28 protein-coding genes are annotated in these 26,158 nt (G+C 38.6%); 21 read left to right on the top strand and 7 right to left on the bottom strand.

The annotated features are described in order from the left end of the window. Window positions 1-53: 53 nt before the first annotated feature. A complete protein-coding gene (locus tag DESMER_RS12460) occupies window positions 54-782 on the top strand; it encodes a class I SAM-dependent methyltransferase (RefSeq protein WP_014903414.1) in 729 nt (242 codons plus the stop codon). 242 nt (window positions 783-1,024) lie between these two features. Next, window positions 1,025-2,551, top strand: a complete 1,527-nt coding sequence (locus tag DESMER_RS12455; protein WP_014903413.1) for a methyl-accepting chemotaxis protein — start codon at window positions 1,025-1,027, stop codon at window positions 2,549-2,551. A 90-nt stretch (window positions 2,552-2,641) separates the two neighbouring features. On the opposite strand, the gene DESMER_RS12450 is transcribed toward DESMER_RS12455, so the two are convergent. After that, a complete protein-coding gene (locus tag DESMER_RS12450; protein WP_014903412.1) occupies window positions 2,642-3,304 on the bottom strand; it encodes an AbrB/MazE/SpoVT family DNA-binding domain-containing protein in 663 nt (220 codons plus the stop codon). Window positions 3,305-3,558: 254 nt separating this feature from the next. On the opposite strand from DESMER_RS12450, the gene DESMER_RS12445 reads away from it, so the two are divergent. Next, window positions 3,559-4,185, top strand: a complete 627-nt coding sequence (locus tag DESMER_RS12445) for a ribonuclease H1 domain-containing protein (RefSeq protein WP_014903411.1) — start codon at window positions 3,559-3,561, stop codon at window positions 4,183-4,185. A 1-nt stretch (window position 4,186) separates the two neighbouring features. Here DESMER_RS12445 and DESMER_RS12440 read toward each other — a convergent pair whose 3' ends face one another. Then, window positions 4,187-4,663, bottom strand: a complete 477-nt coding sequence (locus DESMER_RS12440; protein WP_014903410.1) for a DsrE/DsrF/DrsH-like family protein — start codon at window positions 4,661-4,663, stop codon at window positions 4,187-4,189. Between the two features lie 70 nt (window positions 4,664-4,733). Next, on the bottom strand, window positions 4,734-6,053 hold the full coding sequence (locus DESMER_RS12435; RefSeq protein WP_014903409.1) for an aminotransferase class V-fold PLP-dependent enzyme: 1,320 nt from the start codon (window positions 6,051-6,053) through the stop codon (window positions 4,734-4,736). Window positions 6,054-6,208: 155 nt separating this feature from the next. Here DESMER_RS12435 and DESMER_RS24740 point away from each other — a divergent pair, with 155 nt between their 5' ends. Continuing rightward, complete coding sequence (locus tag DESMER_RS24740) at window positions 6,209-6,334, top strand: hypothetical protein (protein ID WP_014903408.1); 126 nt, start codon at window positions 6,209-6,211, stop codon at window positions 6,332-6,334. 98 nt (window positions 6,335-6,432) lie between these two features. Here the strand turns inward: DESMER_RS24740 and DESMER_RS24735 are convergent, their stop codons facing one another. Then, complete coding sequence (locus tag DESMER_RS24735; protein WP_014903407.1) at window positions 6,433-6,558, bottom strand: hypothetical protein; 126 nt, start codon at window positions 6,556-6,558, stop codon at window positions 6,433-6,435. Between the two features lie 224 nt (window positions 6,559-6,782). Here DESMER_RS24735 and DESMER_RS12430 point away from each other — a divergent pair, with 224 nt between their 5' ends. From DESMER_RS12430 to DESMER_RS12415, 4 genes are all read left to right on the top strand, one after another. Further along, on the top strand, window positions 6,783-7,541 hold the full coding sequence (locus DESMER_RS12430) for an alpha/beta fold hydrolase (protein WP_014903406.1): 759 nt from the start codon (window positions 6,783-6,785) through the stop codon (window positions 7,539-7,541). Between the two features lie 180 nt (window positions 7,542-7,721). After that, window positions 7,722-8,000: a hypothetical protein gene (locus DESMER_RS12425; RefSeq protein WP_014903405.1), complete on the top strand. Its 279-nt coding sequence runs from the start codon at window positions 7,722-7,724 to the stop codon at window positions 7,998-8,000. Window positions 8,001-8,018: 18 nt separating this feature from the next. Then, on the top strand, window positions 8,019-8,750 hold the full coding sequence (locus DESMER_RS12420) for a DUF2786 domain-containing protein (protein ID WP_014903404.1): 732 nt from the start codon (window positions 8,019-8,021) through the stop codon (window positions 8,748-8,750). 82 nt (window positions 8,751-8,832) lie between these two features. After that, window positions 8,833-9,966, top strand: coding sequence for a THUMP domain-containing class I SAM-dependent RNA methyltransferase (locus DESMER_RS12415; RefSeq protein ID WP_014903403.1), 1,134 nt, complete (start codon window positions 8,833-8,835; stop codon window positions 9,964-9,966). Between the two features lie 132 nt (window positions 9,967-10,098). Here the strand turns inward: DESMER_RS12415 and DESMER_RS12410 are convergent, their stop codons facing one another. Continuing rightward, a complete protein-coding gene (locus DESMER_RS12410) occupies window positions 10,099-10,851 on the bottom strand; it encodes a hypothetical protein (protein ID WP_014903402.1) in 753 nt (250 codons plus the stop codon). A 796-nt stretch (window positions 10,852-11,647) separates the two neighbouring features. Between DESMER_RS12410 and DESMER_RS12400 the strand changes: the two genes are divergently transcribed. From DESMER_RS12400 to DESMER_RS12355, 10 genes are all read left to right on the top strand, one after another. Then, window positions 11,648-12,538: a respiratory nitrate reductase subunit gamma gene (locus tag DESMER_RS12400; RefSeq protein WP_014903399.1), complete on the top strand. Its 891-nt coding sequence runs from the start codon at window positions 11,648-11,650 to the stop codon at window positions 12,536-12,538. Window positions 12,539-12,582: 44 nt separating this feature from the next. Next, window positions 12,583-14,184 (top strand): (Fe-S)-binding protein, encoded by a 1,602-nt coding sequence (locus tag DESMER_RS12395; RefSeq protein ID WP_014903398.1) that lies wholly within the window; start codon window positions 12,583-12,585, stop codon window positions 14,182-14,184. A 92-nt stretch (window positions 14,185-14,276) separates the two neighbouring features. Next, window positions 14,277-14,480, top strand: a complete 204-nt coding sequence (locus tag DESMER_RS12390; protein WP_042333734.1) for a hypothetical protein — start codon at window positions 14,277-14,279, stop codon at window positions 14,478-14,480. Between the two features lie 423 nt (window positions 14,481-14,903). Continuing rightward, complete coding sequence (locus DESMER_RS12385) at window positions 14,904-15,092, top strand: ATP-binding protein (protein WP_014903397.1); 189 nt, start codon at window positions 14,904-14,906, stop codon at window positions 15,090-15,092. 35 nt (window positions 15,093-15,127) lie between these two features. Next, window positions 15,128-16,348: a dissimilatory-type sulfite reductase subunit alpha gene (gene dsrA, locus DESMER_RS12380; protein WP_014903396.1), complete on the top strand. Its 1,221-nt coding sequence runs from the start codon at window positions 15,128-15,130 to the stop codon at window positions 16,346-16,348. 39 nt (window positions 16,349-16,387) lie between these two features. Further along, the gene (gene dsrB / locus DESMER_RS12375) at window positions 16,388-17,446 is read left to right on the top strand and encodes a dissimilatory-type sulfite reductase subunit beta (RefSeq protein WP_014903395.1); all 1,059 of its coding nucleotides are present in this window, start codon (window positions 16,388-16,390) and stop codon (window positions 17,444-17,446) included. 34 nt (window positions 17,447-17,480) lie between these two features. Next, a complete protein-coding gene (locus DESMER_RS12370) occupies window positions 17,481-17,702 on the top strand; it encodes a hypothetical protein (protein WP_034599150.1) in 222 nt (73 codons plus the stop codon). Between the two features lie 202 nt (window positions 17,703-17,904). Continuing rightward, window positions 17,905-19,374, top strand: a complete 1,470-nt coding sequence (locus tag DESMER_RS12365) for a cobyrinic acid a,c-diamide synthase CobB (protein WP_014903393.1) — start codon at window positions 17,905-17,907, stop codon at window positions 19,372-19,374. Between the two features lie 424 nt (window positions 19,375-19,798). Further along, the gene (locus tag DESMER_RS12360; protein WP_014903392.1) at window positions 19,799-20,740 is read left to right on the top strand and encodes a LysR family transcriptional regulator; all 942 of its coding nucleotides are present in this window, start codon (window positions 19,799-19,801) and stop codon (window positions 20,738-20,740) included. Window positions 20,741-20,786: 46 nt separating this feature from the next. Next, complete coding sequence (locus tag DESMER_RS12355; protein WP_014903391.1) at window positions 20,787-21,638, top strand: nitrilase-related carbon-nitrogen hydrolase; 852 nt, start codon at window positions 20,787-20,789, stop codon at window positions 21,636-21,638. A gap of 107 nt (window positions 21,639-21,745) precedes the next feature. On the opposite strand, the gene DESMER_RS12350 is transcribed toward DESMER_RS12355, so the two are convergent. Further along, on the bottom strand, window positions 21,746-22,048 hold the full coding sequence (locus DESMER_RS12350) for a zinc-ribbon domain containing protein (RefSeq protein ID WP_014903390.1): 303 nt from the start codon (window positions 22,046-22,048) through the stop codon (window positions 21,746-21,748). 382 nt (window positions 22,049-22,430) lie between these two features. Here DESMER_RS12350 and DESMER_RS12345 point away from each other — a divergent pair, with 382 nt between their 5' ends. Beyond that, complete coding sequence (locus DESMER_RS12345) at window positions 22,431-22,667, top strand: hypothetical protein (RefSeq protein ID WP_014903389.1); 237 nt, start codon at window positions 22,431-22,433, stop codon at window positions 22,665-22,667. Window positions 22,668-23,114: 447 nt separating this feature from the next. Next, window positions 23,115-23,531: a response regulator gene (locus DESMER_RS12340; protein ID WP_014903388.1), complete on the top strand. Its 417-nt coding sequence runs from the start codon at window positions 23,115-23,117 to the stop codon at window positions 23,529-23,531. Between the two features lie 49 nt (window positions 23,532-23,580). Here DESMER_RS12340 and DESMER_RS12335 read toward each other — a convergent pair whose 3' ends face one another. Next, a complete protein-coding gene (locus DESMER_RS12335) occupies window positions 23,581-24,903 on the bottom strand; it encodes a M18 family aminopeptidase (protein ID WP_014903387.1) in 1,323 nt (440 codons plus the stop codon). Window positions 24,904-25,055: 152 nt separating this feature from the next. Here DESMER_RS12335 and DESMER_RS12330 point away from each other — a divergent pair, with 152 nt between their 5' ends. Next, entirely contained in the window at window positions 25,056-25,886 is an 831-nt protein-coding gene (locus DESMER_RS12330; RefSeq protein ID WP_242830980.1) for a GNAT family N-acetyltransferase, read from the top strand. The last annotated feature ends 272 nt before the right edge of the window (window positions 25,887-26,158 follow it).

Genomic DNA, 26,158 nt, shown 5'->3' with positions numbered 1-26,158 from the left:
GATTGGAAATGTGGTTAAGAATATTGTAAAGTAGGGAGGAGGGGGTTGAAAGGATGGATTTTTATCGCTCCTTATCTGAGCATTATGATGAGATATTTCCGTTAAAGGAACCGCTGAAGTCATTTTTAGCTGATTATGTGACCCAAGAAAAGCTAAAATCAATCTTGGATATTGGCTGTGGTACCGGGACATTTGCCTTAGAAATTAGTCGAATGGGTTTAAAAGTACTTGGTGTTGATTTAAGCGATGAGATGATTGGAATTTCCAAGAAAAAGGCCCAGGGGTTTGGGGGAGACGCATCCTTCGCAGTTGCAGACATGCGGGATCTAAGCACAATCGAGACAGAATTCGAAGGTGTATTATGTTTAGGAAATACCTTAGCACATGTTTCCAGTGAATCTGAACTAAATTATGTAATTGCTGAGTTCTTGAAAAAGGGAACTCACCTGTTAGTTCAAACAGTTAACTATGACCGGATGTTGGCTGCGAGAATTCGTGAGTTTCCTGTCATTAAGACCTCTCATCTAACATTTTATCGTTTCTATGATTATAGGCCCGATGGGAAAATTGACTTTTCAATGAAGATTGAATTTCCAGATACCAAAGAAGTTGTCTCTGGGGTCAATATTTTATTTCCAATCACAAGTGCTGTTTTGAAAAAGGCCTTACTCGAGGCAGGTTGGGAGATATCTGGGGTGTGGGGTAATTATGAAAAAGCACCTTGGACGGAGAATTCTCCGGCAACAATTATCGCTGCAAAACACAAACTAGTTAAGGAGTGACCTCACATAAAGCCGGTAGCCTTTGCTTATCAAGGGTTACTGGCTTTTTTTTATCGTATTTTAAATAGCCTTTAAAAAAGAAATTCTTCACTTTTGGTATAATTTTAAAGGAATTTAAGGCAATATGGTGAATAAGTAGAGTATTTAAACTATGTCAGATCATACCAATATTGATGCGTTTAAGGTACCTCTGAAGGCTTATGAGATGTGGTCTAAGACTTATAAAAGGAGAGATAGAAACAATGAAAAGTGTGCTCGATATTTTTTCTAAGAGACAACCCTGTGATGAAACAAATTATATTTTTAAATATGTTGAAGACAAATTCAAAGGTATTGATGCAGTCGAACCAAAGCTTGAATATCCAATCCATAGGAGGATGGTGGGGCACTTTGTAAAACTATTTAATAATGAACGTCAAATGGCTAATTCAGCAAAGAAACTATTGAATATTGCAGCTGTTTTAAGTAGCTTTGACGTAAATATGTCGCATATTGCTCAAAAGCTTATTGATTTTGCAAAGAAAATGGCCCTTTTAAGTGAGTCAAATCTAGCAGTTGTAGAACAAACTAATGCTGGGATGAGTGAGGTGAATTCGACGGTGGAAAAAACCTCGAAGACATTATCCCAGTTATCTGAAGCTTCAGAAGATCTTGTTCGAAATAATCATATTAGTTTAAATCAACTTAAGGAAGTAAATGAACTGAAAGACAATGTTATGCTTGATGCTAATATTATGGGTGAAAAAATCGCTCAATTAGTTGAAATGGCTAACAGAGTTAATGAAATAGTCCTCGGGGTGGGGGAGATAGCGGAACAAACAAATTTACTAGCTCTTAACGCTTCAATTGAGGCAGCGCGTGCTGGAGAAAACGGACGTGGTTTTTCTGTTGTTGCTGAAGAAATTCGTAAATTGGCAGATGACACAAAAAGAAGCCTCGAAGGCATGAGGTCTTTCGTTGGAAACATTCAAACTGCTGCCCAAGAAGGTAAGCAAAGCATGGATAATACAATGTCTTTAACCGAAAAAATGAGCCTAAAGATTGAAACTATCACTGATACTATGGAAAAAAATGTGGAAATGCTGCAAACAACTATCCGAGATGTACAGTTTATTAATCAATCAATGGAAGGTATAAAAATTGCAACTAATGAAATTAATCAGGCTATGGAAGTGTCGAGCCGTGATGCTGAGGAGTTGACTATGATGACCAAAATCATTCATAGTGACGCCCTAGCTAGCGCTGAATCAGCTAAAGAAATTGCTATTATTGATGACGAAATATCTAGTATTGTTAAGGAGCAGATGAGTTCATTAATTGGCAGTAGTAATGCTTTAAACAACGAAGAATTTCTTGCTACTATTATCGAGGCTAAAAAGGCGCATACCAAATGGTTGGAAAACTTGAAGAAAATAGTTACTGATATGAAGATTTATCCGCTGCAGACAGATGGGACTAAATGCGCTTTCGGGCATTTTTACCATGCAGTCCAAGTGTCCCACTGTTCCATAGCTGAAGAGTGGAATAAAATTGAAGCTATTCATAATGATTTGCATAAAATAGGGCAAATTGGAATTGAGGCGGTAAAAGCAGGGCAACATGTAAGTGCTCAAGAATCCTATAGCAAGGCAGAAGCCTTATCAAAAAGTATTTTCACCCAACTGGATAAGGTTACAGCTGAGGTTGAAGATATGTCGACTAAAGGTATTAGTTTATTTGGGAGTACAGAAATTGACCAGTCCTGTAATGGGAAATGCGCTGAGTGCTAGGTATGTGCCCGGTGAATGATTAAGGAAGCCCTGATACCTTAAGGGCTTCCTTTTCCAGCCATTGAAAATTTGTTATTGTTTTCAGCTCCCTTAGGCTATACCGTTAAGTCGGTCATATATAACCTCTCGAGCACCTACAGTCAAAATTACAATTAAATTTTCTTGAGAAAAGATAGTGTAAACAACTCGGTGTTCCTTAGTACCACAGCGGAAAGATACTCGATAAGTTTCATAAAATGGCCCGCGAAGTCGCTTAAAAGCAAACGGATCTTGTTCTAAGCATTCAAAAACTGCTGGTATTTCCTTGAGTTCTTCCTTACGCAGAACTACTAGATCATGAACACCCCGGGTAGTAATCATGACATTGAATGGTCCTCTATCAGTCTTGTGAATTCCCAGTGATGATAAAGCTTGAGCTTCCCACCACCTAATACATTGACCATTTTTATGGGCTCTATGGGCTTCTTCCGATAAACGATCTAGGACAGTGCTCAACTTAAGCTTATGCTCTAATAATTTGTGTTTAAGACAATCCCCATTACAGCCTTCTGCCAGTAAATCGCTAATAATTAAGTCTTCAAAGAAATCTGAGAGTGGTCGAACTGAGCGTTCAGCTGTTCGTACAAATACTTTTCCTTCAGAATCGACACATAAATCTAGGGTATCTTCTTCTACTAGTCCAAATAGTTCACGTAGTTCTTTGGGTAAAATTATTTCTCCTTTTGTTCCAACCTTTACCCGATAGGTTTCCATAAATATTCCTCCTTTAACTTAATTTTAATTGGGTTAAGGCCGGTAGGGGGTGTTACTATTATAGTTTCAACAATAATCTGAATATTCCTCCTTTAACTATATGCAAAAGAAAGTTTTTTTGAGCTTACCATATTTAATAAGTTGACTTTTCTTGCCGGAGTCATTAATATATGGGAGCAAAACGCAAAAATTTTGTAGTCTTATCAATGGAATACTATGAGGTTATATTAGTATACACTTAGGGGGTGACAACTTTGGCTAAAAAAAACTATTATAGTGTTAAACAAGGTCACAAGACAGGCATCTTTAATAATTGGCCCGAATGTCAAGCATCCGTTAAAGGGTATAAAGGTGCAATCTATAAAGGATTTGAAACAAAGCCTGAAGCACTTGAATGGTTAAATAACTCAATAAGTCCGAACCATAAGGAAAGCACAAGTTTTAATCTACACGATTCTTCGATTAACAATGTTGACTATGAGGTCTATACTGATGGTAGCTTTGTAAACGGAAAATATTCTTATGGTTATGCGTTTGTTAAAGATGGGGAAGTGGTTCTCGAAAGTAATGGGGTTGGAGAAGATCTAGAGGCCGCCGCCATGAGGAATGTTGCGGGAGAAATCGCAGCGGTACAACATGCTGTAGAAAAAGCAAAATCATTAAACGTTCGGATACGGATTTTTCATGATTACTCAGGTATTTCTCATTGGGTTACTGGGGATTGGCAAGCAAAAAATAAATTCACTCAAGCGTACGTTAAGTTCATGAGAGAGCATCAAGGTTTATATGAGTTTCAAAAAGTTGCTGGTCATAGCGGTGATCGTTTTAACGATTACGTAGACCAGTTAGCAAAGAAGGCTCTGGGGATAGGATCAAAGTAATTTATATAAATAGCTGCATGTCTGAGTCAAGAGCATCGGATAGATATTCTTTGGCTGTTATAATTTCAACTTCCGGCAGTAGTTCCTCAGGTTTAAAGCCCATTACGTCAACAGATAGTTTACAGCCGTAGAACTTTACTCCCTTTTTCCGGGCTCCATTGAGAAAGTCGGTTAATGAAGGTGCTTTGTCATCTTCCATCATTTCAAGAAGCATTTGTTTTCCGAGGCCAACCATGTTCATCCGTGAAAGAGGTAATTCTTCAGGCCCTTTAGGTGTAACCATTCCAAACATTTTTTCGTAAAGAGTTTTGTCATCTGATGTAGCCTTTTCCGGATCGCGAACTAGACAGAGCCCCCAAAATGCAAAAAACATTGTCACATCTACATCCAATTCTCGGGCAGAATTAGCTAGTATCAGTGCTGCTAGAGCTTTATCATAGTCTCCGCTAAACACAAGTAGATTCATTTTCTTGTTCAATTTGTGCAACCCCTTTACTGATCATCTTTCAAGCCTATTATAAGTAGAAATAAGCTTTTATATAAGTTGATCAGATGTAAGATGTTGGATGCTTGGCGATTCTTTCAAGTAATTGAATTAGAATATCGATCTCATTAAAATCATTGTATAACCCAAAGCTTATACGAACCACCCCTGGGCGGGGAATGTCTCGACGTTTCCGATAGAGTTCCATTTGCTTTGGAGAAATCCCTAATAGACTTTGAATGTAAGGTTGAGTACAAAAGCAACCGGTTCTTACAGCAATTCCCGCCTGATTGGATAATATTTTTGCTACTTGTTCATGAGCAATCCCTTTAATGTTAAAAGGAATCACTCCGATTCTAGGTTCGCCAGGTACAGTATGAGAGTAAACTTTGATACCGGGAATGGAATTGAGCTTTGAATTTGCATAGTTAGTTAGTTGATTTTCGTAGTGATCTATATTTTTCATGCCCAATCCGCTGAGAGTTTTAATCGCTGCTGACAGAGCAACAACTCCCATCAGGTTAGGAGTTCCTGCTTCTTCGTTATGAGGAGGCTTTTCCCAAACTACCCAATTATGGGTTACGGTTTCTGCTGTCCCTCCTCCCACAAACTCAGAAATACCTCTATTGAAGGTTTCTTCAGGTCCGATAAGTACACCTGTTCCGAAAGGAGCATACATTTTATGAGCAGAAAATACGAGGTAATCAATGGATTGCAGCGAGTTTTGAGGATTCATATTTATAGAATTATGCGGAACTAACTGGGCCCCGTCGACGAGAATTTTTGCATTATAGCGGTGTGCCAATTCAGCAATTTTATGTATCGGGTTTACATATCCTGTAACATTAGAGGCACCCGTAACAGTTACAAGCTTAACATTCCCTTTATGTTTTGCTAATCTGGTCTCCAAATCTTCGAGGCTTAATTTTCCAGAGGGATCTGTCTGTACATAATCCACTTGATATTTGTTTCTCCAAGGGAGATCGTTGGAATGGTGTTCCATCCAAGTTGAGAGTATAACACTTTTTTTGTTCCCATCCCATAAGCGATAAGATAATTTATTAAGAGCTTCTGTTGTATTTTTCACAAAGATGACTGTATCGCGAAAAGAATCAGCATTAACAAATTTTAAGATTGTAGATCTTGCTTCTTCATAAACCTTCGAAGAAAGCTGTGATTTATAGCCTGTTCCACGATGGATTGACGAATACATACCTGCAAAATGATTTATCTCTTCCATGACAGAAACAAACGGTGGAGTAGAAGCGGCGTTGTCGAAGTTTATGGCTGTTGTATATAGACCGTTAGAAAGTGGGATCTTAGTATCAGCTCCGACAATCAAATGTCTATAATTAGATCGGGATAGTTTAAAATTCAGATTCATTTAATCACCTCTAGCTTAAGATATCTTAGGCTTTATGCTCTGTTAGCATGATATTTATCTATAGACAAAAAGGTGACAAAATTTTTGGCGTACATGATATTAATGATACAGAAACATACTATAATCGGAGTGAATAAAGATAAGTGGAGGTAGATATGAAAAAGACTGGTGAGATACAAAGACACACTGAAGGGTATACAAGTGCTAAATATGATTCTCGAAGTGCGGAGTTTAAGCAGGAACAAAAGGATGCTAAAGAGTCTGCGGAAAAAGGTCAATAAGGATTTAGTAGTTCATTTATCTGTGAGCTTGGGTGAGTGAAGTCTGGTCATTATTCAATGAAGCTGTAACAAATTTATGTTACAGCTTCATTGATTTATCAGGGACTCTTGGGTTTATTGGTAGGGCTAGTTGGTACCTTTTTCTTATCATTATCCGAGTTTAAACTCTGGTCATCAAGATTAGCGGCATGAGTTCTAGATTTGTCTGTATTTTTATTGCTCATTATTTGTTTTCTCCTTTTTATTAGTAATCGGGTAACCAATGCTAGGGTTTCCTAATTAATTGGTTCTAATACTTATCAAACCATTGCTGGTATCATTTTTATATTTCACAATAAATCAAATACCCTATTGACTATTACCAGGTTTTAAGGTGTACTAAGAGTATTAGATTGAAAATTGAGATAATAATATTGAGCTTAAATGGGGAGCAAAGGAGATTCACAGATTGCCTTATATAGATGTATTAGGGAAGAAAACGTATTTTCAACAAAGTGGTAATTTCCAAGCGGGTCTGAAGACAATACTTTGTGTACATGGAGCTGGGGGAACCAGTGAGAATTGGATCTATCAGTTATCAAACTTTAATAAATGTAACATGATTGCACCAGATCTTCCGGGCCATGGCCTGTCTGAAGGTTCGCCCTCAGACAGTATTAATGAGTATCGAGATTTTGTTTTAAACTTTGCGCAGGCCTTAGAAATGAGTTCATTTGTCCTTATGGGCCATTCGATGGGAGGGGCAATAGCTTTAGAGTTTGCCATTGCGCATCCAATAGTTTTAAAAGGTTTGATTATTGTTGGTAGTGGGGCAAGGCTGCGTGTAAATCCTTCTGTACTGGATGCCTTGTCCAAGGGTAGGTGCCCAGTCGAGAATATTGAGTACAGCTACTCCAAGAATTCATCTCCAGCTATTCTAGACAAGGCAAGGTTAGCAATGAATGATGTTCCAATTGATGTTCTTAAAGCTGATTTTTATGCTTGTAATAAGTTTGATATTATGAATCGCCTAACTAGGATAGAAATACCTGTTTTAGTAATATGTGGAGAAGAGGATCGGATGACTCCTCTTAAATACTCGGATTACTTGTGTAACAATTTACCTAATTCAAATTTAGTACCTGTTAATAATGCTGGTCATATGGCTATGCTAGAGAGACCGGATCAGGTAAATGGGGCAATAACCAAGTTTCTGGAAATGCTTTAATAAAAGAATTTTGGAAATACATTTCTGTTAGCATGATTAAAATCAAACTATGATACACCACTTCAGAGGTGGGGATATCATAGTTTAATTTTGTTTTATAGAAGGTTTATGCAAAATGTGTATAATTAGAGATAGTCATATCACAAGTTAAAATCGATATAGAAGTGAGTGAGATGCAAAATGACTAAAAGCATAAGAGCCTACGTTAACGTTGCTATTGAGGATTATGACGAATCTATGCTAAACCATGTCGTTGAACTAATGAAGGATTCGTTAAGAGAACAGGTCTTAGATCTTATCCTAGAAGATAAATGGGAAATACAAGAAAACAGACGTACACTGTTTAGAAATGGAGAAGGGGTGTGGGAATCACACCAGATCGAAGATGGTAGAGAGACTAAAGACTCCTTGGAAGTTATGACTGTAACTGTCCAAGGAGAAGTATTAAGCGATATGTAAAAAAAGGAAGGTGATACTTTGTCAGTCGATGAGAAAGTCCTACATAAAGTGCGGGCATTACTAAACTTGGCGAGAAATGGGGGGGATCCAGAAAGTAATGAAGCTAAATCTGCCCTATTAATGGCTCAGCGTTTTATGGCTGAAAATGGAATTGACGAATTAGAAATCAACACTTCTAGAGAAGCAGATTATAAAAAAGAGATACTCGATGATTATGCTACTGAATTTGAGAAACTGTCTTGGTGGAAAAAGAGTCTTGGCAAAGTAATCGCTCAGAATTTTAGGTGCTATTCTTATCTGAATAAATGTAATGGGTATACCAGGCTAGCATTCATGGGATTAAAAGAAGATGCAGAAATTGCTGTTATAGCCTTTAAATTTGCTACGGATTCTATCCGGCTTGGAGCTGACCTATTTATGAAGAATTATCGCATGGAATATCTAAAGCTAGAGGGACAGCGCCCCAGTCTTACCCAGCAAAGAGGAGTCAGAAACAATTATGTTGAAGGTTGGATCTCAGGATTAGAGGCCCAGTATGCACAACAAGTCAGCAAAGAGGGATGGGGATTGGTTCTTGTTAAAGATGCACTAGTTATCCAGACTTATAAGAATATGGAATTAGGCCGTGGGAAAACATCTCAACATACCCGAAAGGACAGTCTGGCAGGTAAAGCAGCATATGAAAAAGGATATAGAGATGGCAAAGGTTTTAGTACTGTCCCTCATGGAAGGTTGAAAAAAAATCAATAAACTTGCCATTTAGATCTCCTCACCTTATGATATAAAAGAATAAAAAAACGTTTAGCACTTGAACTGAGAGAGGTTGATCCGGATGGCGAAAATTGAACTTATTGCAACAGCAGCCTTTGGCTTAGAATCTATTGTTGCACGTGAACTCAAACAACTGGGGTATGATGATATAATTGTAGAAAATGGAAAGGTAATACTTAAAACTGATGAATTGGGAATCTGCCGAACAAATTTATGGCTCCGAAGTGCGGATCGTGTTTTATTAAGAATAGGATCTTTTGAAGCTCGAACCTTTGAAGAGCTTTTTCAACAAACCAAATCTCTACCTTGGGAAGATTGGCTCTCCATAGATGCTAATTTTCCTGTTCAAGGGAAATCCGTAAAATCGAAACTGTATAGTGTTTCCGACTGTCAAGCCATTGTAAAAAAGGCGATTGTTGAACGTCTCAAAGAAACATATAATTGTAACTGGTTTGAAGAGAGTGGTCCTCGTTATCAGATCGAAGTAGCGCTATTAAACGATAATGTCACTTTAACAATTGATACTTCTGGGATCGGTTTACATAAACGAGGATATCGAAAACTTGCAGGACAAGCCCCCCTTAAAGAGACATTAGCGGCAGCTATGATTCAGCTCAGCTATTGGAATAAAGATCGGGCCTTAATCGACCCCTTTTGCGGAACAGGAACTATTCCCATTGAAGCTGCCTTAATAGCGCAAAATCGTGCTCCAGGCCTAAAGAGAAGCTTTGCAGCTGAAAAATGGCCCCAAATTCCTAGGGGACTCTGGCAAGAAGCCTGGCAAGAGGCCCTGGATCTATGGGAACGAGAGACTACATTAAATATCTATGGTTCTGATATTGACCCTAAAGCTTTGGAGTTAGCTCGAATCCACGCCATAGAAGCTGGTGTTGAAGGAATTATACACTTTCAGCGCTTGCCTGTTGCCGAAGTAAGATCCCGATTTAGCTTCGGGCATCTTATTGCAAACCCACCTTATGGAGAACGACTTGGAGACATTGATGATGTCAAAGGGTTGTATCAAGAACTTGGAGAAACTTATAAACGTCTCAACGACTGGTCGCTTCATATATTAACCAATTTTCAATCCCCAGAAACATTAATCGGAAGACGCTGGGACAAAAGTCGTAAGCTCTATAATGGTCGATTAGAATGCCATTACTATCAATTTTTTGGCCCTCGACCACCTAGATAACATTTAAGGAAATTATAATGAACTAATCTAATAATTAGAAGTATTGAATTAGTTCATTATATTAATGAAGAAAAAAATGGGCTTTAGAATTCATGTTGAGGAAAATTCATGAATTCGGCCCATTTTTTATTTCTATTTCACTAAAATTTGCGGTTCACCTTTTAGTGAACGAATATCTTTGATTGCCCGTTCAACTTCTTCTTCAAGTCCTTCTAATACAAGTGTAACCGAGCCTTCTGATCCGTCGACCCCTCCTGCGGCAATACAAGACGCTTCAACATCATAAAGAGTTTCTAGAGCTGTTAATTCTGTCACCACTCTAGCTCCAACCATCGGGATCAGTCCAACCTTATTACCGATGGCTTGGTCAAGTGTAGAATTTGTCATAAATTCCACGGATTTACGGACATCGGGAACCATTTTTTCCAGTCCGATTGGAACAATTAATTCAATACCTCTAGCATATATAATCCCTTGGGCAGCCCCAATTGTTCCTCCCATGGAGTCTGAAACCATTACTGCGGCTAAACCAGTGTGATCCACTGCGTTGCCACCCTTGATAAAGATATCTCCCCTCTTCAATTTTGGCAAATATTCTTTCCAAGGGATTTCCTGTGCTTGTCCTTGAATAATTACGTAGGGTTGAGTTTTTTTAGAAGATTTGCTTATTCCTAGCTCACCATTGGTAACAATGCCCATTGTATAGCCTGTTTTGTCTTCGATTTGAACTCCTAACAATTCTTCAGCTACATAGGCATTCGTAGTTCCGCCGGCAACAATAATAGTGTGTTTTTCTAAGGCGTTTTGTACACTAGGCAATCCAATTGTTCCTTTGGCGATAAGTCGTTTTGATTCACTTGAGGTCAGAGTAACTAATGCTTTCATTGATACCCTCCTTATATTTAGAACATAACCAGATAATCATATGTTATACCAAAATTTAAGAATAATAAAGTTATTAGACAGTAGCTACCTAAACAGGTAAGTTATAAATGCAAGGCTCTATTTTCTTTGCTTTTACTGTTCTAAAGACTCTGTGGGATATGGATATTAAAACGGTAAAATGTGGTAACAATTTTACTGCAAAGGCATAATTTGAATTAAGAAAAAAACCCATAAAACACAGGAAATGGAGGAATATAAAATGGCATTTGGCGGAGTTGTTGATGGAGCAAGTGGACCTAACTGGTTACCGGGGATTGCAGTTGTAGTAGTTATTATCCTTCTACTCATCGCAATGGGAATTGTATTCTAGTCTAAGACTCTGGTTGATTTGAAAGGAGGAAATTGCATGTACGGATACGGAGCAGGATGTGGTGTTGGAAGTTATGTAGGTGTTGGAATTATTTCAATTGCTATTCTCATTCTAATTGCCCTTGGTGTAATCTTCTAAAATTTATAAAATGTTAAAGAGCATTCAAGTTTATGGAGTGCTCTTTATTACTTTTTTAAATTACAAAACATAAGTATTAACTAAATATTTAATTTAATTGGCTATATATTGCTGATTTATAATAATTAGAAAGGATAAAAAGTGAAAGAATGTACATATTTAGGGAAAATCCGAATGAATAGTCATCAATATATACAATTGTATTATGAGAAATGATAATTTTACAAGGCATACAAACTCACTTAGACTATAATGTGCAAAGATAACAAGAGAAGGAGGTTGGGGATTGTGATTCTTAGTATTATTGCGTATCTTTCCATTGGTCTTTTCGTAGGTATATCGGTTTTCAAAGCGTATAAGTTTGCGAAGATGCCCTTTCATGGAAGAATGGATCTTTATCCTGTCCCTAAAGAAAAAGGTTTCGAACATGGTGGATCATACTACGAGGAAACAGCTTGGTGGACTAAACCACATGAAGTCTCTCACATGAGAGAAATTGCCGAAATGCTTAAAGAGATCTTATTTATCAAAAAGCTGTTTGAAAATCAACGACCTTTCTGGTGGATTTCTTACGCACTCCATTTAGGAATTTATTTCTTAATGGCCTGGACAATCCTTTTAGTTGTGGGTGGATTGTTTGAAGTTAATGGAATTTCAGTAACCGCAAGTACTTCAAGCATACTGGGTCTCTTGGTCTATTACGTTACTGCTTTAACAGGTTATTTTGGGCTGGCGCTTGCAACCCTGGGTTCAGGTTTATTATTTCTACGCAGAGCGTTTGATAATACGCTTAAAAAGTACACTACACCTCAAGAGTACTTCAATCTTTTATTGATTTTCGCTGCACTTTTTACTGGAATTTTCACATGGGGAAATGACTTAAGCTTTGGTTATGCCAGAGAAGTGACTGCAAACCTTGTAACATTTACGCCCTTTTCAGCTAATGGCCTGCTTACTTTGCACATTTTTCTTGTAGGTATCATGTTAATTTATATTCCGATCAGCAAAATGAGCCACTATGTTGGGAAGTATTTTACGTTCCATAAGGTTCTCTGGGATAATAATCCGAATCTAAAGGGGAGTGGAGTTGAACAGGAAATCAAGAAGGCATCTTCATTCCGTCCAAGCACATCTTGGTCTGCGCCTCATATTAATCCACCCGCCGCACCCGAGAAATAGGTTGATTCGTCTAAGTTAACTTTATGGAAAGAGGGATCTAAGACATGCTAAATCAAAGAGATTTACGTCCAAAAGATATGGGACGTTCAGATGAGCAACTTATTAAGTTGGACAATCTCATACCCTTATTAGCGCCATACGACAAACCAGGGATGGAACCCCCTTTAACTGATCCCAAGCCTGCCTGGAGAGAGAAATTCTGTACATCTTTAGATGGATATGTCGGGATCGATACCCTGACGCGACCAAAATCTAAAGAAGAAGAAGATGAATTTGTTCGCAAGTTTTTGAGCGGTTTGGAAAAAATCTTTTCTGATGCCAATAATGGTGTATTACAGCCTCTCCTACTGTCTTTCGAATACTGTGCAAAATGTAATACTTGTTCAGATGCCTGTCATATTTATTCTGCTACAGGAAATAATGAAATGTATAGACCTATTTTCCGTTCGGAAGTTTTGCGTAAAATCGTGAAGAAATATTTTACAACGAGTGGAAAACTGCTTGGCGGATTTGTTGGAGCGGATATTGATGTCAATTGGGAAACAATTGCTCGATTAGGTGAGTTAGCCTATCGCTGTAACCTCTGTCGACGTTGTGCGCAAACATGTCCATTGGGCCTAGACAATGCGATCCTTTCCAAGGAAATCCGTAAGATTTTCAGCCAAGAAATGGGGATTGCCCCAACACCACTCCATGCTAAAGGAACGATGTTGCAAATTAAGACCGGTTCATCAACAGGATTAAGTAAGCCAGCATTTCTAGACACTTTAGAGTTTTTAGAAGAAGACACCGAAGAAAAATTTGGCATTAAGCTCAAGTTTCCTGTTGATAAAAAAGGTGCTGATATCCTAGTTCTCCATAATGCTGGAGAGTTTATGGCTTGGCCCGAGAACCCAGTGGCCTTCGCTATTCTATTTGATGCAGCGGGCTTGAATTGGACACTTAGCAGCGAAATTATGGGGTATGACAGTGTAAACTACGGTCTTTGGTATGATGATTACCAAGCCAAAAAGATTGCTTTGATGCAGATGAAGGTTGCAAAAGAATTTGGCGTCAAGAGAATGGTTGTAGCTGAGTGTGGGCATGCCCATAAGGCATCTATTATTACAGGTGATCGTATGACATCTGATAGGGTTCCCGTTGAAAGTTGTTTGCCTCTTCTTTGGGATATGGTTAGAAACAAACAACTAAAACTTGACCCAAGTAAAAATAACTTCCCGGTCACACTCCACGATCCATGTAATATAGTACGGCAAATGGGCATTGTTGAGCCGCAAAGAAACATTCTTAAAGCAATTGCTCCCCAGTTTAGAGAAATGACTCCACATGGTGTTGACAATTATTGCTGTGGTGGAGGTAGCGGTTTCGCCATAATGAACTACGCCAACTTCCCTGAGTTTAGAACTCAGGTTGCATCTCGAGTTAAATTCAACCAAATACTTGGAGCCTTTAAGGGAACTATGGAAGACGTATCTACTCCGAAATATATTTGTGCACCCTGTTCTAACTGCAAAGGGGCAATGCGCGGTATTTTAGAGCATTACGATGCGTCTGAGAAGTATAACCTTCAGTACGGTGGTTTAGTTGAACTTATGGTTAATGCCCTTGTATCGATGAAGAAACCTTTCCTTGAATTCTTGGAGTAGGATGTACTCTACCTGTATTTTTTAGCTATTTACAAATCCCAAAAGGCCATTTCAGAACTTTCTGAAATGGCCTTTTTTAAAGAATCCAAATAATGGAGAGTGAAGTATATTGGCCGTGCTCGGAGGCAATGATTGTAAATATAATTGATATAGAGCTAGCTTATGCTCCTCCATTTACAATAGCTATTGAAGTTCTTATTCACGCTGCAACAACGTTAAAAAATATTGGTTTAGGTTTTGCTAAGAGAACCAGTACAAAAACCGTCAGAACCGCCTTCAAGCCTGTGAAAAACTAAATTCTTGATACTCGAGTGGCGGAAGAAGTTGAAGGTAGTCCTCTGCCATTTAAAGAGTTCAGAGTTATAAGTTTATATGACTGATGAGAAGAAGGGATAAATACCATCCAATTGTTCAATATATCACTGTCTTGGGTCAAGGAATTAGAGGTCATGAACTGCGTGTTTACTTCAAAGAAGAGGGTTTAAGAAAGTTAATCTCTACAAAAGAGGAATTATTGTCTATAGAACATATTTTAAATACTCACTACAACCTTGGCCATGATTAAAAAACAATATAGTACAATCTGTATTATATATTGTACGAATGGAACTTCAGGTGTTAAATTATTTACATGGACTAGTGTTAATTTACACAAGTGAAAAGTTTTACAGTGTCCAATGTTTGATTGTTCTCTTTAATAGTTTAAGGAGGTGTATATTGTGTTTATCGTATCAATCGACGAAGATCTATGTTCGGGATGTGACTCTTGTACTGAAGGATGCCCCGCCCACCTGCTTGGATTTAGCGAGGACAAGGCTCATGTTACTGGTGACGAATCAGAATGCATGGGATGCGAAAGCTGCACTTCAGTTTGTCCGACTGGTGCTATCACTATCACTGAAATGTAAATAGACCCCATAAACTAAAAGACGGAGGGTGTGCCATGACAGAAAAGAATACGCCACTACTGGACGAACTTGAAAAAGGTAAATGGCCCAGTTTTGTGACGGAAATTAAACGCGCTGCAGTGAAGAGTGAAGCTGCAGGCGAATTGCTCCAAGTCTTGGAAAGATCCTATAAAGAGCGTAGAGGACACTGGAAACACGGTGGTATTGTTGGAGTTAGAGGTTACGGCGGTGGAGTTATCGGTCGTTATGTTGACGAGCCACAAACTTATCCTAACGTAGCTGAGTTCCATACAGTCCGTTTACTCCAGCCATCAGGATGGTTCTACAACACAAAAACATTACGTACGGTTTGTGATATTTGGGAGAAGTATGGTAGTGGCTTAACAAATATGCATGGATCTACCGGTGATATTATTCTTTTAGGTTGTAAAACAGAGCATATCCAACCTATCTTTGACGAGTTTAGTGAAGCTGGATTCGACCTCGGTGGTTCAGGATCTTGCCTAAGAACTCCTAACTGCTGCGTTGGACCAGGACGTTGTGAACATGCTTGTTATGATACCTTAGAAGCATGTTATAATATTACGAACGAATTCATGGATGAGCTTCATCGTCCTATGTGGCCATATAAGAGCAAAATTAAGTTTTCCGGTTGTGCAAACGACTGCACATCTTCAATTGCTCGTTCCGACTGCTCAGTAATTGGTACCTGGCGCGATACACTAAGAATTGACCAAGACGCTGTTAAAGAGTATGCTGCTAAAATTGATATTAAAGCAGCTGTCTGTGACAAATGCCCAACTAGCTGTCTGACCTTTAATGCTGAGACACAAGAACTCAGCGTAAAAGGAGAAGATTGCACACGTTGCATGCATTGTATCAATGTTATGCCTAAAGCTATCCAGCCAGGAAAAGAAAAAGGCGCAACCATCTTAATCGGTGGTAAATCAACCATTGTTCAGTCCGCCTTCATGTCTTGGGTTATTATTCCTTTCATGAAAATGGAAGCAGAAGACGACTTTGCCGAGTTTAAAGATCTTATGCGTCGTATCTGGGAGTGGTGGGATGAGCATGGCAAATCCCGCGAACGTATCGGTGAAACAATTTATCGCTTAGGAATGACTAAATTCTTGAACGGTATCGATGTTCCTCCTGTACCGCAAATGGTCTTCCGCCCACGTGCTAATCCGTATGTGTTCTGGAACCAAGATGACCTTGACAGAAGCGGAACAGCACTTGACGGATCAAAGCTCTAGTTTTAAAAATAATAAGTAGCTAACGAGAGGTGGATAACGATGGCAATTTTAGATCAAGGACCTCCGCATTATAAGAAGATGCTTCCTCCAATTGTAGAAGAGAATTATGGCAAATGGAAATATCATGAAATTCCTCGTCCAGGCGTATTAAAACATGTTGGTGAAAGTGGTGCAGCTCTGTATAGCGTCCGTGTTGGAACCCCACGATTAGTCAGTATTGATTTTATTCGCGATGTTTGTGTAATAGCTGACGAGTATTGCGATGGTTACCTTCGCTGGACAACTCGTAACAACATTGAGTTTTTAGTATCTGACGAAGCTAAACTCAATCCATTGCTCGAGAAATTAGAAGCTGAAGGTCTAAGTGTTGGTGGAACTGGACGTTCCGTAAGCAATATCGTACACACTCAAGGGTGGGTACACTGTCATACTCCTGCTACTGATGCTTCAGGCGTTGTTAAAGCAGTAATGGATGACTTATATGAGTACTTTAATACCATGAAGCTTCCTGCTAAATTAAAAATGGGCTTAGCATGCTGCTTGAATATGTGTGGAGCTGCACACTGCAGTGATATTGCAATAGTAGGTGTTCATAGAACTCCTCCTCGTATCAACCACGAAGTAATTCGTAAAGGTACAGAGATTCCAAGTCTTGTAGCTAGCTGCCCGACTGGAGCTATTCGTCCAGATCCGAAAAACAAGAGTGTTATCGTTAATGAAGATAAATGTATGTATTGCGGTAACTGCTACACAATGTCTCCAGCTATGGAAATCTATGATCCTAAGAATGATGGTATAGCCATCCTCATTGGTGGAAAGACTTCTAATGCTCGTACTTCGCCGAGCTTCTCTCGTATGGTTATTCCTTTCCTTCCAAACACCGCACCTCGTTGGCCTGAGACAACTGAAGCAATTCGAAAAATTGTTGAACTCTGGATTGCTAATGCTAATGATGGTGAGCGCGTTGGTGAGTGGGTTGAGCGGATTGGTTGGGAAAGATTCTTCACCATGGCTGAGCTTCCGTTCTCAGACATGTTGATCGACGACTATATCTTCTCAAGAGAGACGTTCCGTACTTCAGCACAATTTAAGTACTAATCTGAAGGAATAATGTAGAAAGTTGGTATTTAAAATGGCAAGAGGACCAGCAGATCCCGAAATTAAAGCTAAGGTTTTAGAATACCTTGGCAAAGTTCAAAAAGCTAAAAGCAGAGATGTTGCCGTAGCTATTGGAGCCTCAAAGAGTGATGTTGACAATGCAGTCAAGGAATTAACTGCTGAAGATCTCGTTGAGTACCTCTATATTACTACAACCTTCATTTGCTTAAAAGGTAAGGTTCAAACTCCAGACTAATTGAACTGATTCTACTACTCTAGATAGACATGATCATTATGAGTATATAGACCATCCTAAATACCCTATGTTCCTGTTTCTGCCGATTGGATCTGCATTATAGGAACGGGATTCAGGGTGGTCAATTTTATCTCATGAGAAAGATCAACCCTAATAACTATTTAACGTAATTTCTCTCCTGAAAAATATCTCCAAGAAAGGTGTGGGTATTATCAAATCTTTATTAACCAATGATCAGAGCATTAAAAATGTCCCTCGCTTAGTAATTGGAGCACCTCAGGGGCGGAGCGGAAAAACAACGTTTACCCTTGGACTACTCAGAGCTTTCGCACGACAAGGGTTAGCTGTACAGCCTTTTAAAAAAGGCCCAGACTATATTGATGCTAGTTGGCACTCAGCGGCCGCAGGTAAGACATGTCGTAACTTAGATTCTTTTTTTATGAATAAAACTCAAATTTGCAGCTCAATTCTTGATCAAGCTTCTGATAAGCAAATAACGATCATTGAGGGAGCTATGGGACTGTATGATGGTCTTGACCTTCAAGGTAGCAGCTCTACCGCTGAAATTGCTAAAGTCACTTGTACCCCGGTATTATTTGTGGTTGATGCCACACGTATGACTAGAAGTATTGCAGCAATGGTAATGGGGTACCAGCATTTTGATCCTGATGTTAAAATCGTTGGAGTTGTCCTTAATAAAGTAGCACGGGCTCGTCATGAAAAGGTTGCTAGAGAGGCTATAGAAGAGTTTTGTAAAATACCAGTTGTAGGGGCAATTCCTAAAGATGCAAATTTATGTATCCCAGATCGACATCTTGGCTTGGTTACCAATGGAGAGTATGCTGAAACGGAAAAATTGCTAGATTATCTTGCTGATGTAATTAGTGAACATGTTGATTTAACAAAGATTTTTGCCTTAGCACAAAATGCTCCGGAACTACCAAGTTATTCAGAGTCTATAGTTCTTAATTCGTCTCCAGATCTATCTTTTAAGAATAGAAGTATAAGGCCTAAGATAGGGATTATTCAGGACGCGGCCTTCAGTTTTTATTATCAGGAGAATATTGAAATTTTGAAACGAAGAGCTGATGTGGTTTCTATTAGTGCACTTTTGGATAATCAACTTCCTGATAATCTTGATGCGCTATATATTGGCGGGGGGTTTCCTGAGGTCTTTGCTCAAAGGCTCGAAGCTAATTGTTTATTGCGCGATGAGATACGACTTGCCGGAGAAAAGGGATTACCTATTTATGCAGAGTGCGGCGGACTAATGTATCTTGGCCGCTCTATTCGGACTTCTACTCAAAACTATGAGATGGTTGGGCTGCTTCCTTTTGATACTCAGATGGAAGGTAAGCCTCAAGGTCACGGTTATACTATTATGGAGACAAGTCCCGATCAGCTTTGGTTTCCAGATAAGACTCAAATTCGGGGGCATGAATTCCATAACTCTCGTGTTATTAATTTAGCACCTAATCTGAAGTTTGGTTTCAAGGTTAAGAGAGGTCATGGAATTGATGGTCAGCATGATGGACTTTGTTATAAAAATATATTTGCTGCATATAATCACATTCATGCTTTGGGTTGTCCGGAATGGGCTGAAGGTTTAATAAATATGGCTATACTTTATAGCAATACAAGATGGTCAAAGGCCAAAAAAATATCAGGCTAATATGAATTTTTAATAGTTCTTAAGTTTCTATTGATTAAAAATCACTATACTAATCAATAATAATAAAGCTTTCCAATATTGGAAAGCTTTATTATTATTGATTTTGTTATTTCCTATTGCTATAAACCTTTTTTTCGAAAAAATTAGTCTCCATCTGGCTAATAACTGATTTGGGTGATATTATATTAATAGAGATTGATCCATTTGCAATGAAGGAAAAATGTTTTTTTAATACACCTAGGAGGGAAGGGGAATCTTTTCATTATATTTCTTTATGATTGGATGTAAGCACCAATTTTTTAAGGATCATTTGTAGGCCTTATTTTAACAACGATTATTAATAATAGTGATAGCTTAATGTGTTTACAATGAATTTGTAGAGAGAGCTAATTATATAAGGGATCTAGGAAGGGGATACATCATCATGGAACAACACCTTCTTGTCTTCAAAGAGGTGGCAGAAACTAGAAACATAACTTTAGCTGCGAAAAAGCTGCATATGAGTCAACCAAGTATTAGTTTACAGATTCAAAATTTAGAGAATCAATATGGTGCGCGCTTTTTTGATCGTACTAATAAAGGTGTAACTCTAACTAAAGAGGGAAAAATCTTTTATGCACATGTACGTAGTGTGTTGGATATTTTATCCAATGCTAAAGAGCAAATTAGCGCTCTTGCTAAGGATCAACGGGGATTGATTTATCTCGGATCGACTTTAACAATTGGCGAGTATATTCTTCCCAATATTTTAGCCTTTCTATTTAAAACCCACCCTGATGTAGATTTTAAGGTGAAGATAGCCAATACAGAGTCAATTTCACAAGATGTTCTTGAAAAGAAGATACATATCGGTTTAATTGAGGGGCCGGTTCCACAGCACAAGGATTTAAATGTCGAAAACTTTTGGGAAGACGAATTGGTTGTAGTAGTATCAAATTTTCATCCTTGGGCATCACGGAAAAGCATTACTCTTGCTGAACTCCCCAATGAACGCTTAGTGACAAGAGAGGATGGTTCAGGAACACGAAAGGTAATGGAGATGGCACTCCAAGAGAGGGGAATGGATCCAGATCAATTAAACGTCTCAATGGAGTTGGGCAGTACACAAGCGATTAAACAATTGGTTTCAGCGGGTCTAGGAATTACTATAATATCTTCCTTAACAGTTAGCCGTGAAGCGGATCAAAAACTATTCAAAACTTTAAAGATTCAAGATGCCCCTATTTATCGACCTCTAAGTATTCTTACAAATGCTAGGACTTCGCAAACAAAAGATGAACGTATTTTGATAAACCTGCTTCATGATCACAGGTTACTTTCAGATGTTTTAAGCAGAGATTATAATGAAATAGTCGATATGGAATAGGACATTAGATGCTTAGAGATAAAAGGAAGGACGAGCACAAGATAAGATGAAAGATGATTGCCGAATCGGACTCGTTCAGATGGAATCAATAGTGGGGGAGACTGGACTGAACTTTAATAATATCATTCATTTAGCTGAAAATGCTCAAAAGCAGGAGGTCTCCTTGCTATGCTTTCCGGAATGTGCCCTAAATGGGTATTCTCCTAATCATGCTTCAGAAATAGCAAACTCCCTGGAAAGTACGTGGATTAAGCATCTAAGAGAGTGCTCAATGGACCTGGGACTGACCCTTCTAGTTGGTATGGTTGAGCAGAAGTCAAAGGAGCATAAGCCTTATATATCCCATGTTATCTTGACACCTGGTGAGGAACCTAAGGTATATCGTAAAGTCCATTTAGGACGTAGTGAGTTAGAATTCTTTTCACCCGGAGATAATTTCCCGGTTTTTACGGCTCATGGTACTTCGTTTGCAGTTGGGATATGTTGGGATTGGCATTTCCCTGAAACAGCTGCAATTTATTCTCTCAAAGGAGCTGAGGTACTATTTGCACCTCATGCTTCACCATTAGTAGCAGGAGACCGTAAAGAGATCTGGATGAGATACCTTGGTGCTAGAGCCTATGATAATTCTGTCTATATAGGTGCCTGTAATTTAGTCGGGAATAACGGAAAATCCAAAAATTTTAGTGGCGGGGCAATTATTGTTGGGCCCAAAGGTGACTTGTTTGAGAAAGCACAAATTGGGGAGGACGGAATCCTTGCAGCTACCCTATCAGCAGAGAGGATCAATCATATCCGTCGTCCGGAGCGAACATCTATGAGAGATAGCTTCTTTCTTGCTGATCGAAGAAAAGAACTATATCGTGAGCTCATCGAATTAGACATCATAGACAGATAAGCTAGAGATTGAACAGAAAACCCACCCTAAATTTTATGGTTTAGGATGGGTTTTTTTGTAATTATAAACTATATAGTTAATCAATAAATCGACATATTTTTTACTGTTTACCAGTTGTTTCGTGATCTTGGTTGGTAGCAGTCTCTGCAATAAACAGGCCTATCGCCAGAGGGCTGAAAAGGGACTGTGGTTTCTTTTCCGCAGGTAGCACAAATTGCTGAAAACATTTCACGAGGTTGACGAGAATATCCGCCGCCATTATTTCTATTTTGTTTTCTGGCAGCACGGCATTCTGGGCAGCGACCTGGCTCATTAGTGAACCCCTTTTCTGCGTAGAATTCCTGCTCTGAGGCTGTAAACTCAAATTCACGACCACATTCTTTACATACCAAAACTTTGTCACTAAACATCAAAAAACCTCCGAAATCTTATTACCCGCGACATGGGAAGTTCTGTATCTTCCCACAGCCTTAGGCAATCGAGAAGCTTTTTGGAAATCCTCAAGTACTTCGAGCATCTTAATTATAACTAAAGACCAAATACTAGTCAATCCTAACTATGGAATAGTAACCATTATATTCTATATCAAATATAAAATAATTGAAAAATTGGCTGATTTTGAAAGACAATGAGTGCAATGCCAGATTGCTAAAGCTTTGGCTCGAAACACAAGAAATCTTTGTTTGTAATAATAATCAGCTTAATTGCATAAGAATAAAATTGCCTAATAACTTATTAACTAAAAGTTAGTCCTAACTCTAAAGTCTAAAAACCGAAAGACAGGTGATATAGTTGAGTCATAATTATTTGGGAGCACTTCCAGATAGAATTGTTGGCATTCAGAGACTTGAAGCTCTTTTGAAAGAAAATGGTTATTTAATATGCCAGTTTAGCGGCGAAAAAATCTATGACCTTACTGAAGTGGTTGCAATCTTTTTGCCATTAGGTTCAACATCTGATCAGATTGTTGCTGTGCGCAGCAATTATGCCCCGGAATTTGTACAAAAATGTCTATCTAGTCTTCAATAATAGAAGAATACATATAGCTACAGGTAGGTAGAGCTCTAAAAGCCCTATCTATTTTTGTTTTATCTAGAGGTCTTGGATAGCATGAAGACAGGCCTCAGAAAGTTAGGACCAAAGACTAGGACTTCTTTTGCGTTTTCGCGACTATTGCCTTATATCTTGATATATAATCCGGACTTATAATAAGAAGTACAAGTACAGAATTATTACCGGAGTATAGCCAGCCCCACAGAAGTAGAAAAGGAATACCTGAAAAATTAAGAGCCTCAAAATTGAATAATCTTAAATGAGTTTGATATTCTCGTCAAGATTCCTTTTCTAAGGTTGCGTTTAAAACTAACCCTACTGCAAGCAGTAGGGTTCTTCACTCAGAGGAGACACATGGGAGTCAAAAATGATTACTATTGTAGAGTCCACAATATTTGATAAGTGAAAGTAAGGAGGACTACTGTGAAACGCATCAGTGTATTGATTGTCGATGATATCAGTGACACCCGGAACAGTATCCGGCGGTTGCTTCAGTTTAAAAACGATATTGAGGTATTAGGTGATGTTGGATCAGGATCTGAAGCGATATTGTTTACTGAGGCCAAAAGACCGGATATTATCTTGATGGACATAAATATGCCAGAAATGGATGGAATACGTACCACTGAACTTCTTGCCCAACGTGTGCCGGATTGCTCAGTTATTATCATGTCAGTTCAAAGTGAACAGGCATACTTAATAAGTGCAATGAAGGCTGGTGCTCGAGATTATATCGTTAAGCCTTTTACTGGGGATGAGTTGTCAAACATGATTGTTAAAATCTATGAAATGGATTTACATAAACAACGTTCTGGTACTACAAATAGCTTCTCGCTATAGAGAGATGTGATTTATAGTAGAGAGACGACCTCCTGAATAGCCTGTGCCTTTAAAGAGATTCATAGAATGCACTTAAGACTTTTGTAATTGCTAAGTGATCTTTGACGCCTCCAAGCTCGCGAACAGAATGCATAGCTAGGATAGGATTTCCAATATCTACGGCACGAATATCTAGCTGTGTACTAGATATAGGGCCAATGGTTGATCCTCCACGTTCATCGGACCGATTGACAAATTTCTGAACGGGAACTGCTACAGCTTCGCAGAGGGAAGAAAAAATTGCTGAAGATTCAGCATCAGTAGTGTAACTTTGATTGGCACTTATTTTTATAACCGGACCGCCGTTAAGAACTGGATGATTAATCGGATCATGCTTTTCGCTGGCATTAGGATGAAGAGCATGTGCCATATCAGCAGAAATTAGAAACGAATGCTCAATGGCACGAAAGTAAGCCTCACGATCTTTTTTAAAGGCAAGTATAATACGTTCTAATACATGAGAAAGCAGAGGTGATGCTGCACCTTGCCTTGTGGTGCTTCCACATTCCTCATGGTCAAAGCAGATGAGCACTTGAGTTGGTAATGTCTGTTTTGCCTTGGCCATGGCTTGTGCTCCCGCATGGATCATAGCTAAATCATCTAAACGTGAACTTGATATGAACTCTTGTTGAAGTCCTACAAGACACCCTTTTTCTGCTTCATACAAGAATAGGTCAAAGTCCAGGATATCTTCTGGCAGACAGTTCAGCTTTTTGGCAAGATGGTTAATCAGAAGCCCTTCTTTTTGTAAACCTTCGGTGATTTGAGCCAATAAGGGCAGCATATCCTTTTGTTTATTTAATTCTAAACCCTCATTAACTCTGCGGTTCATATGAATCGATATATTTGGGATGACTAGCAAGGGCTGAGGGCTACGATAAAGAATGCTTTCAGGCGTAAACGGAGAACCCCCCCGTTTAATTATGCGACCTGCCAGTGAAAGAGGGCGGTCAAGCCAAGTATTAAGGATCGGGCCACCATAGGCCTCCACATTCAATTTTAGATATTTACCCTCGACTGACATCTCGGGTAAAGGTTTGACGCGGAAGGTAGGGCTATCTGTATGAGCTGCAACGAGACGAAAACCATGTTTCTCCGGTTCTCCCGAGCCCACAATGAAGGCCAGAAGCGCAGAATTATTGCGAGTAACAAAATACTTTCCGCCAGGGTGTAATGTCCATTTGTTTGATAATGATAATTCCTGAAATCCTTCTGGGATAAGGAGGGCTTTTATGCTGTCTACGGCATGGAAAGATGATGGGCTTTGTTCAATAAAGTCAAGTAGTTCTTGCGCAAATACTAGTTCCTTCTTACTAATATATGAAGTTGTCATTTACATACCACCTTTCTCATCTCAATTTAACTATAAGTAAATATTAGGCAAGTGGCAAATAATTATTTCCTGTACATGAAATCAAGTATATACTATTAGTAATCACTCATAATATGAAGCTTAAAACAAATACAGAATTGTGGGATATAATTTTGGAGATAAATATTAGAAATGTACATGTTGAAACACTTGCCAATCTTAACTTGCAGGAGATTACTGAAATATGGAATCGATGTTGGCTTGGTTATTATTATAATATGTCATATTCAAGAGAACATATGAAAGTTTGGCTTGAGTTAAGTCGAGTTTCTTTGGAATATTCCACAGCCATTTACCACGACAGGCGTGTTGTAGGATTTACTTTGCTTGCCATTGATAAAAATGAGGGATGGATTGCTGGGGCATGTATTGACCCTGCATACCGTAATAATGGTCTTTTTAAAATACTACTGGGATCACAATTAAATTTGGCAAAAAGTATCTTTCTGAAAAAAATCTACTTGGAAGTATTAGAACAGAATTATGCACGTAAAGCTTATCAAGCGATAGGTTTTGTCAATACCCGCCAACTTAATGTCTATCGTACCCTGAATATTAAGGAGTGTAAAAATGAAATTCTTAGGATTCCTCCGGTGTTCTCAACTACACTAGATGAGTATTTTATTAATCGCAGTCACTCTTTTTTCAGCCCTGCTTGGCAGAGAAGAGAAAGGTATCTAAGACGTTATAGCACTTATAAGGCATTTCTAAATGATTCTGAAACTGCTGGTGCCTTACTTAGCTGTGATAAGTCTGGATTATTGCTTGATGTATGGAGTTCTAACTTAGCTGGAGCAAAGGAAATTCTCTCGGCGATCCTACATCGCACCGATTCTGTCTTGTCGCTTATCAATCAACCTAATGATTGGATTTCTACGGCTCTTAGCTTGTATGGGATAAACCCAACTGCAAACCAATATGAAATGTGTCTTGAATTGTCATAAAGTTAGTAACCCGTGCATAAACTATTTAAGTCCGGATAATTAAAAGCGGGTCGGTATCTGTACAGCTGATAAGATTTTTGTTGTTAGTCCGTAATGAAAATTATTTCTGTTGTAAACTTTTATAATTTTTTCTAAATACTTGTAATTTTATCAAAAATGATATATAATCAATTGTTAACTAAATGGAAAGGAAGAATGCTTATGACACAAAAAGATCAATTAATGATTAATGCAATTTTGGAGTCTGTAGGACTAGAATCCATCAAGCCAAC

This window comes from Desulfosporosinus meridiei DSM 13257 (assembly GCF_000231385.2).
In the GTDB taxonomy this organism is placed as follows: Bacteria; Bacillota; Desulfitobacteriia; order Desulfitobacteriales; family Desulfitobacteriaceae; genus Desulfosporosinus; species Desulfosporosinus meridiei.
The sequence above is the reverse complement of the archived record's forward strand: the minus strand, read 5'-3'. Positions and strand labels throughout refer to the sequence as shown.

Bases quoted from the DNA above. Each gene is read 5' to 3' on its own strand.
- DESMER_RS12390 (WP_042333734.1), top strand. From the start codon at position 14,277: ATGGAGAGTGAAGTATATTGGCCGTGCTCGGAGGCAATGATTGTAAAT.
- DESMER_RS12360 (WP_014903392.1), top strand. From the start codon at position 19,799: ATGGAACAACACCTTCTTGTCTTCAAAGAGGTGGCAGAAACTAGAAAC.
- DESMER_RS12435 (WP_014903409.1), bottom strand. From the start codon at position 6,053: ATGAATCTGAATTTTAAACTATCCCGATCTAATTATAGACATTTGATT.
- DESMER_RS12410 (WP_014903402.1), bottom strand. From the start codon at position 10,851: ATGAAAGCATTAGTTACTCTGACCTCAAGTGAATCAAAACGACTTATC.
- DESMER_RS12350 (WP_014903390.1), bottom strand. From the start codon at position 22,048: ATGTTTAGTGACAAAGTTTTGGTATGTAAAGAATGTGGTCGTGAATTT.
- DESMER_RS24735 (WP_014903407.1), bottom strand. From the start codon at position 6,558: ATGAGCAATAAAAATACAGACAAATCTAGAACTCATGCCGCTAATCTT.
- DESMER_RS12415 (WP_014903403.1), top strand. From the start codon at position 8,833: ATGGCGAAAATTGAACTTATTGCAACAGCAGCCTTTGGCTTAGAATCT.
- dsrB (WP_014903395.1), top strand. From the start codon at position 16,388: ATGGCAATTTTAGATCAAGGACCTCCGCATTATAAGAAGATGCTTCCT.
- DESMER_RS12370 (WP_034599150.1), top strand. From the start codon at position 17,481: ATGGCAAGAGGACCAGCAGATCCCGAAATTAAAGCTAAGGTTTTAGAA.
- dsrA (WP_014903396.1), top strand. From the start codon at position 15,128: ATGACAGAAAAGAATACGCCACTACTGGACGAACTTGAAAAAGGTAAA.
- DESMER_RS12355 (WP_014903391.1), top strand. From the start codon at position 20,787: ATGAAAGATGATTGCCGAATCGGACTCGTTCAGATGGAATCAATAGTG.
- DESMER_RS24740 (WP_014903408.1), top strand. From the start codon at position 6,209: ATGAAAAAGACTGGTGAGATACAAAGACACACTGAAGGGTATACAAGT.
- DESMER_RS12425 (WP_014903405.1), top strand. From the start codon at position 7,722: ATGACTAAAAGCATAAGAGCCTACGTTAACGTTGCTATTGAGGATTAT.
- DESMER_RS12450 (WP_014903412.1), bottom strand. From the start codon at position 3,304: ATGGAAACCTATCGGGTAAAGGTTGGAACAAAAGGAGAAATAATTTTA.
- DESMER_RS12395 (WP_014903398.1), top strand. From the start codon at position 12,583: ATGCTAAATCAAAGAGATTTACGTCCAAAAGATATGGGACGTTCAGAT.
- DESMER_RS12335 (WP_014903387.1), bottom strand. From the start codon at position 24,903: ATGACAACTTCATATATTAGTAAGAAGGAACTAGTATTTGCGCAAGAA.
- DESMER_RS12460 (WP_014903414.1), top strand. From the start codon at position 54: ATGGATTTTTATCGCTCCTTATCTGAGCATTATGATGAGATATTTCCG.
- DESMER_RS12455 (WP_014903413.1), top strand. From the start codon at position 1,025: ATGAAAAGTGTGCTCGATATTTTTTCTAAGAGACAACCCTGTGATGAA.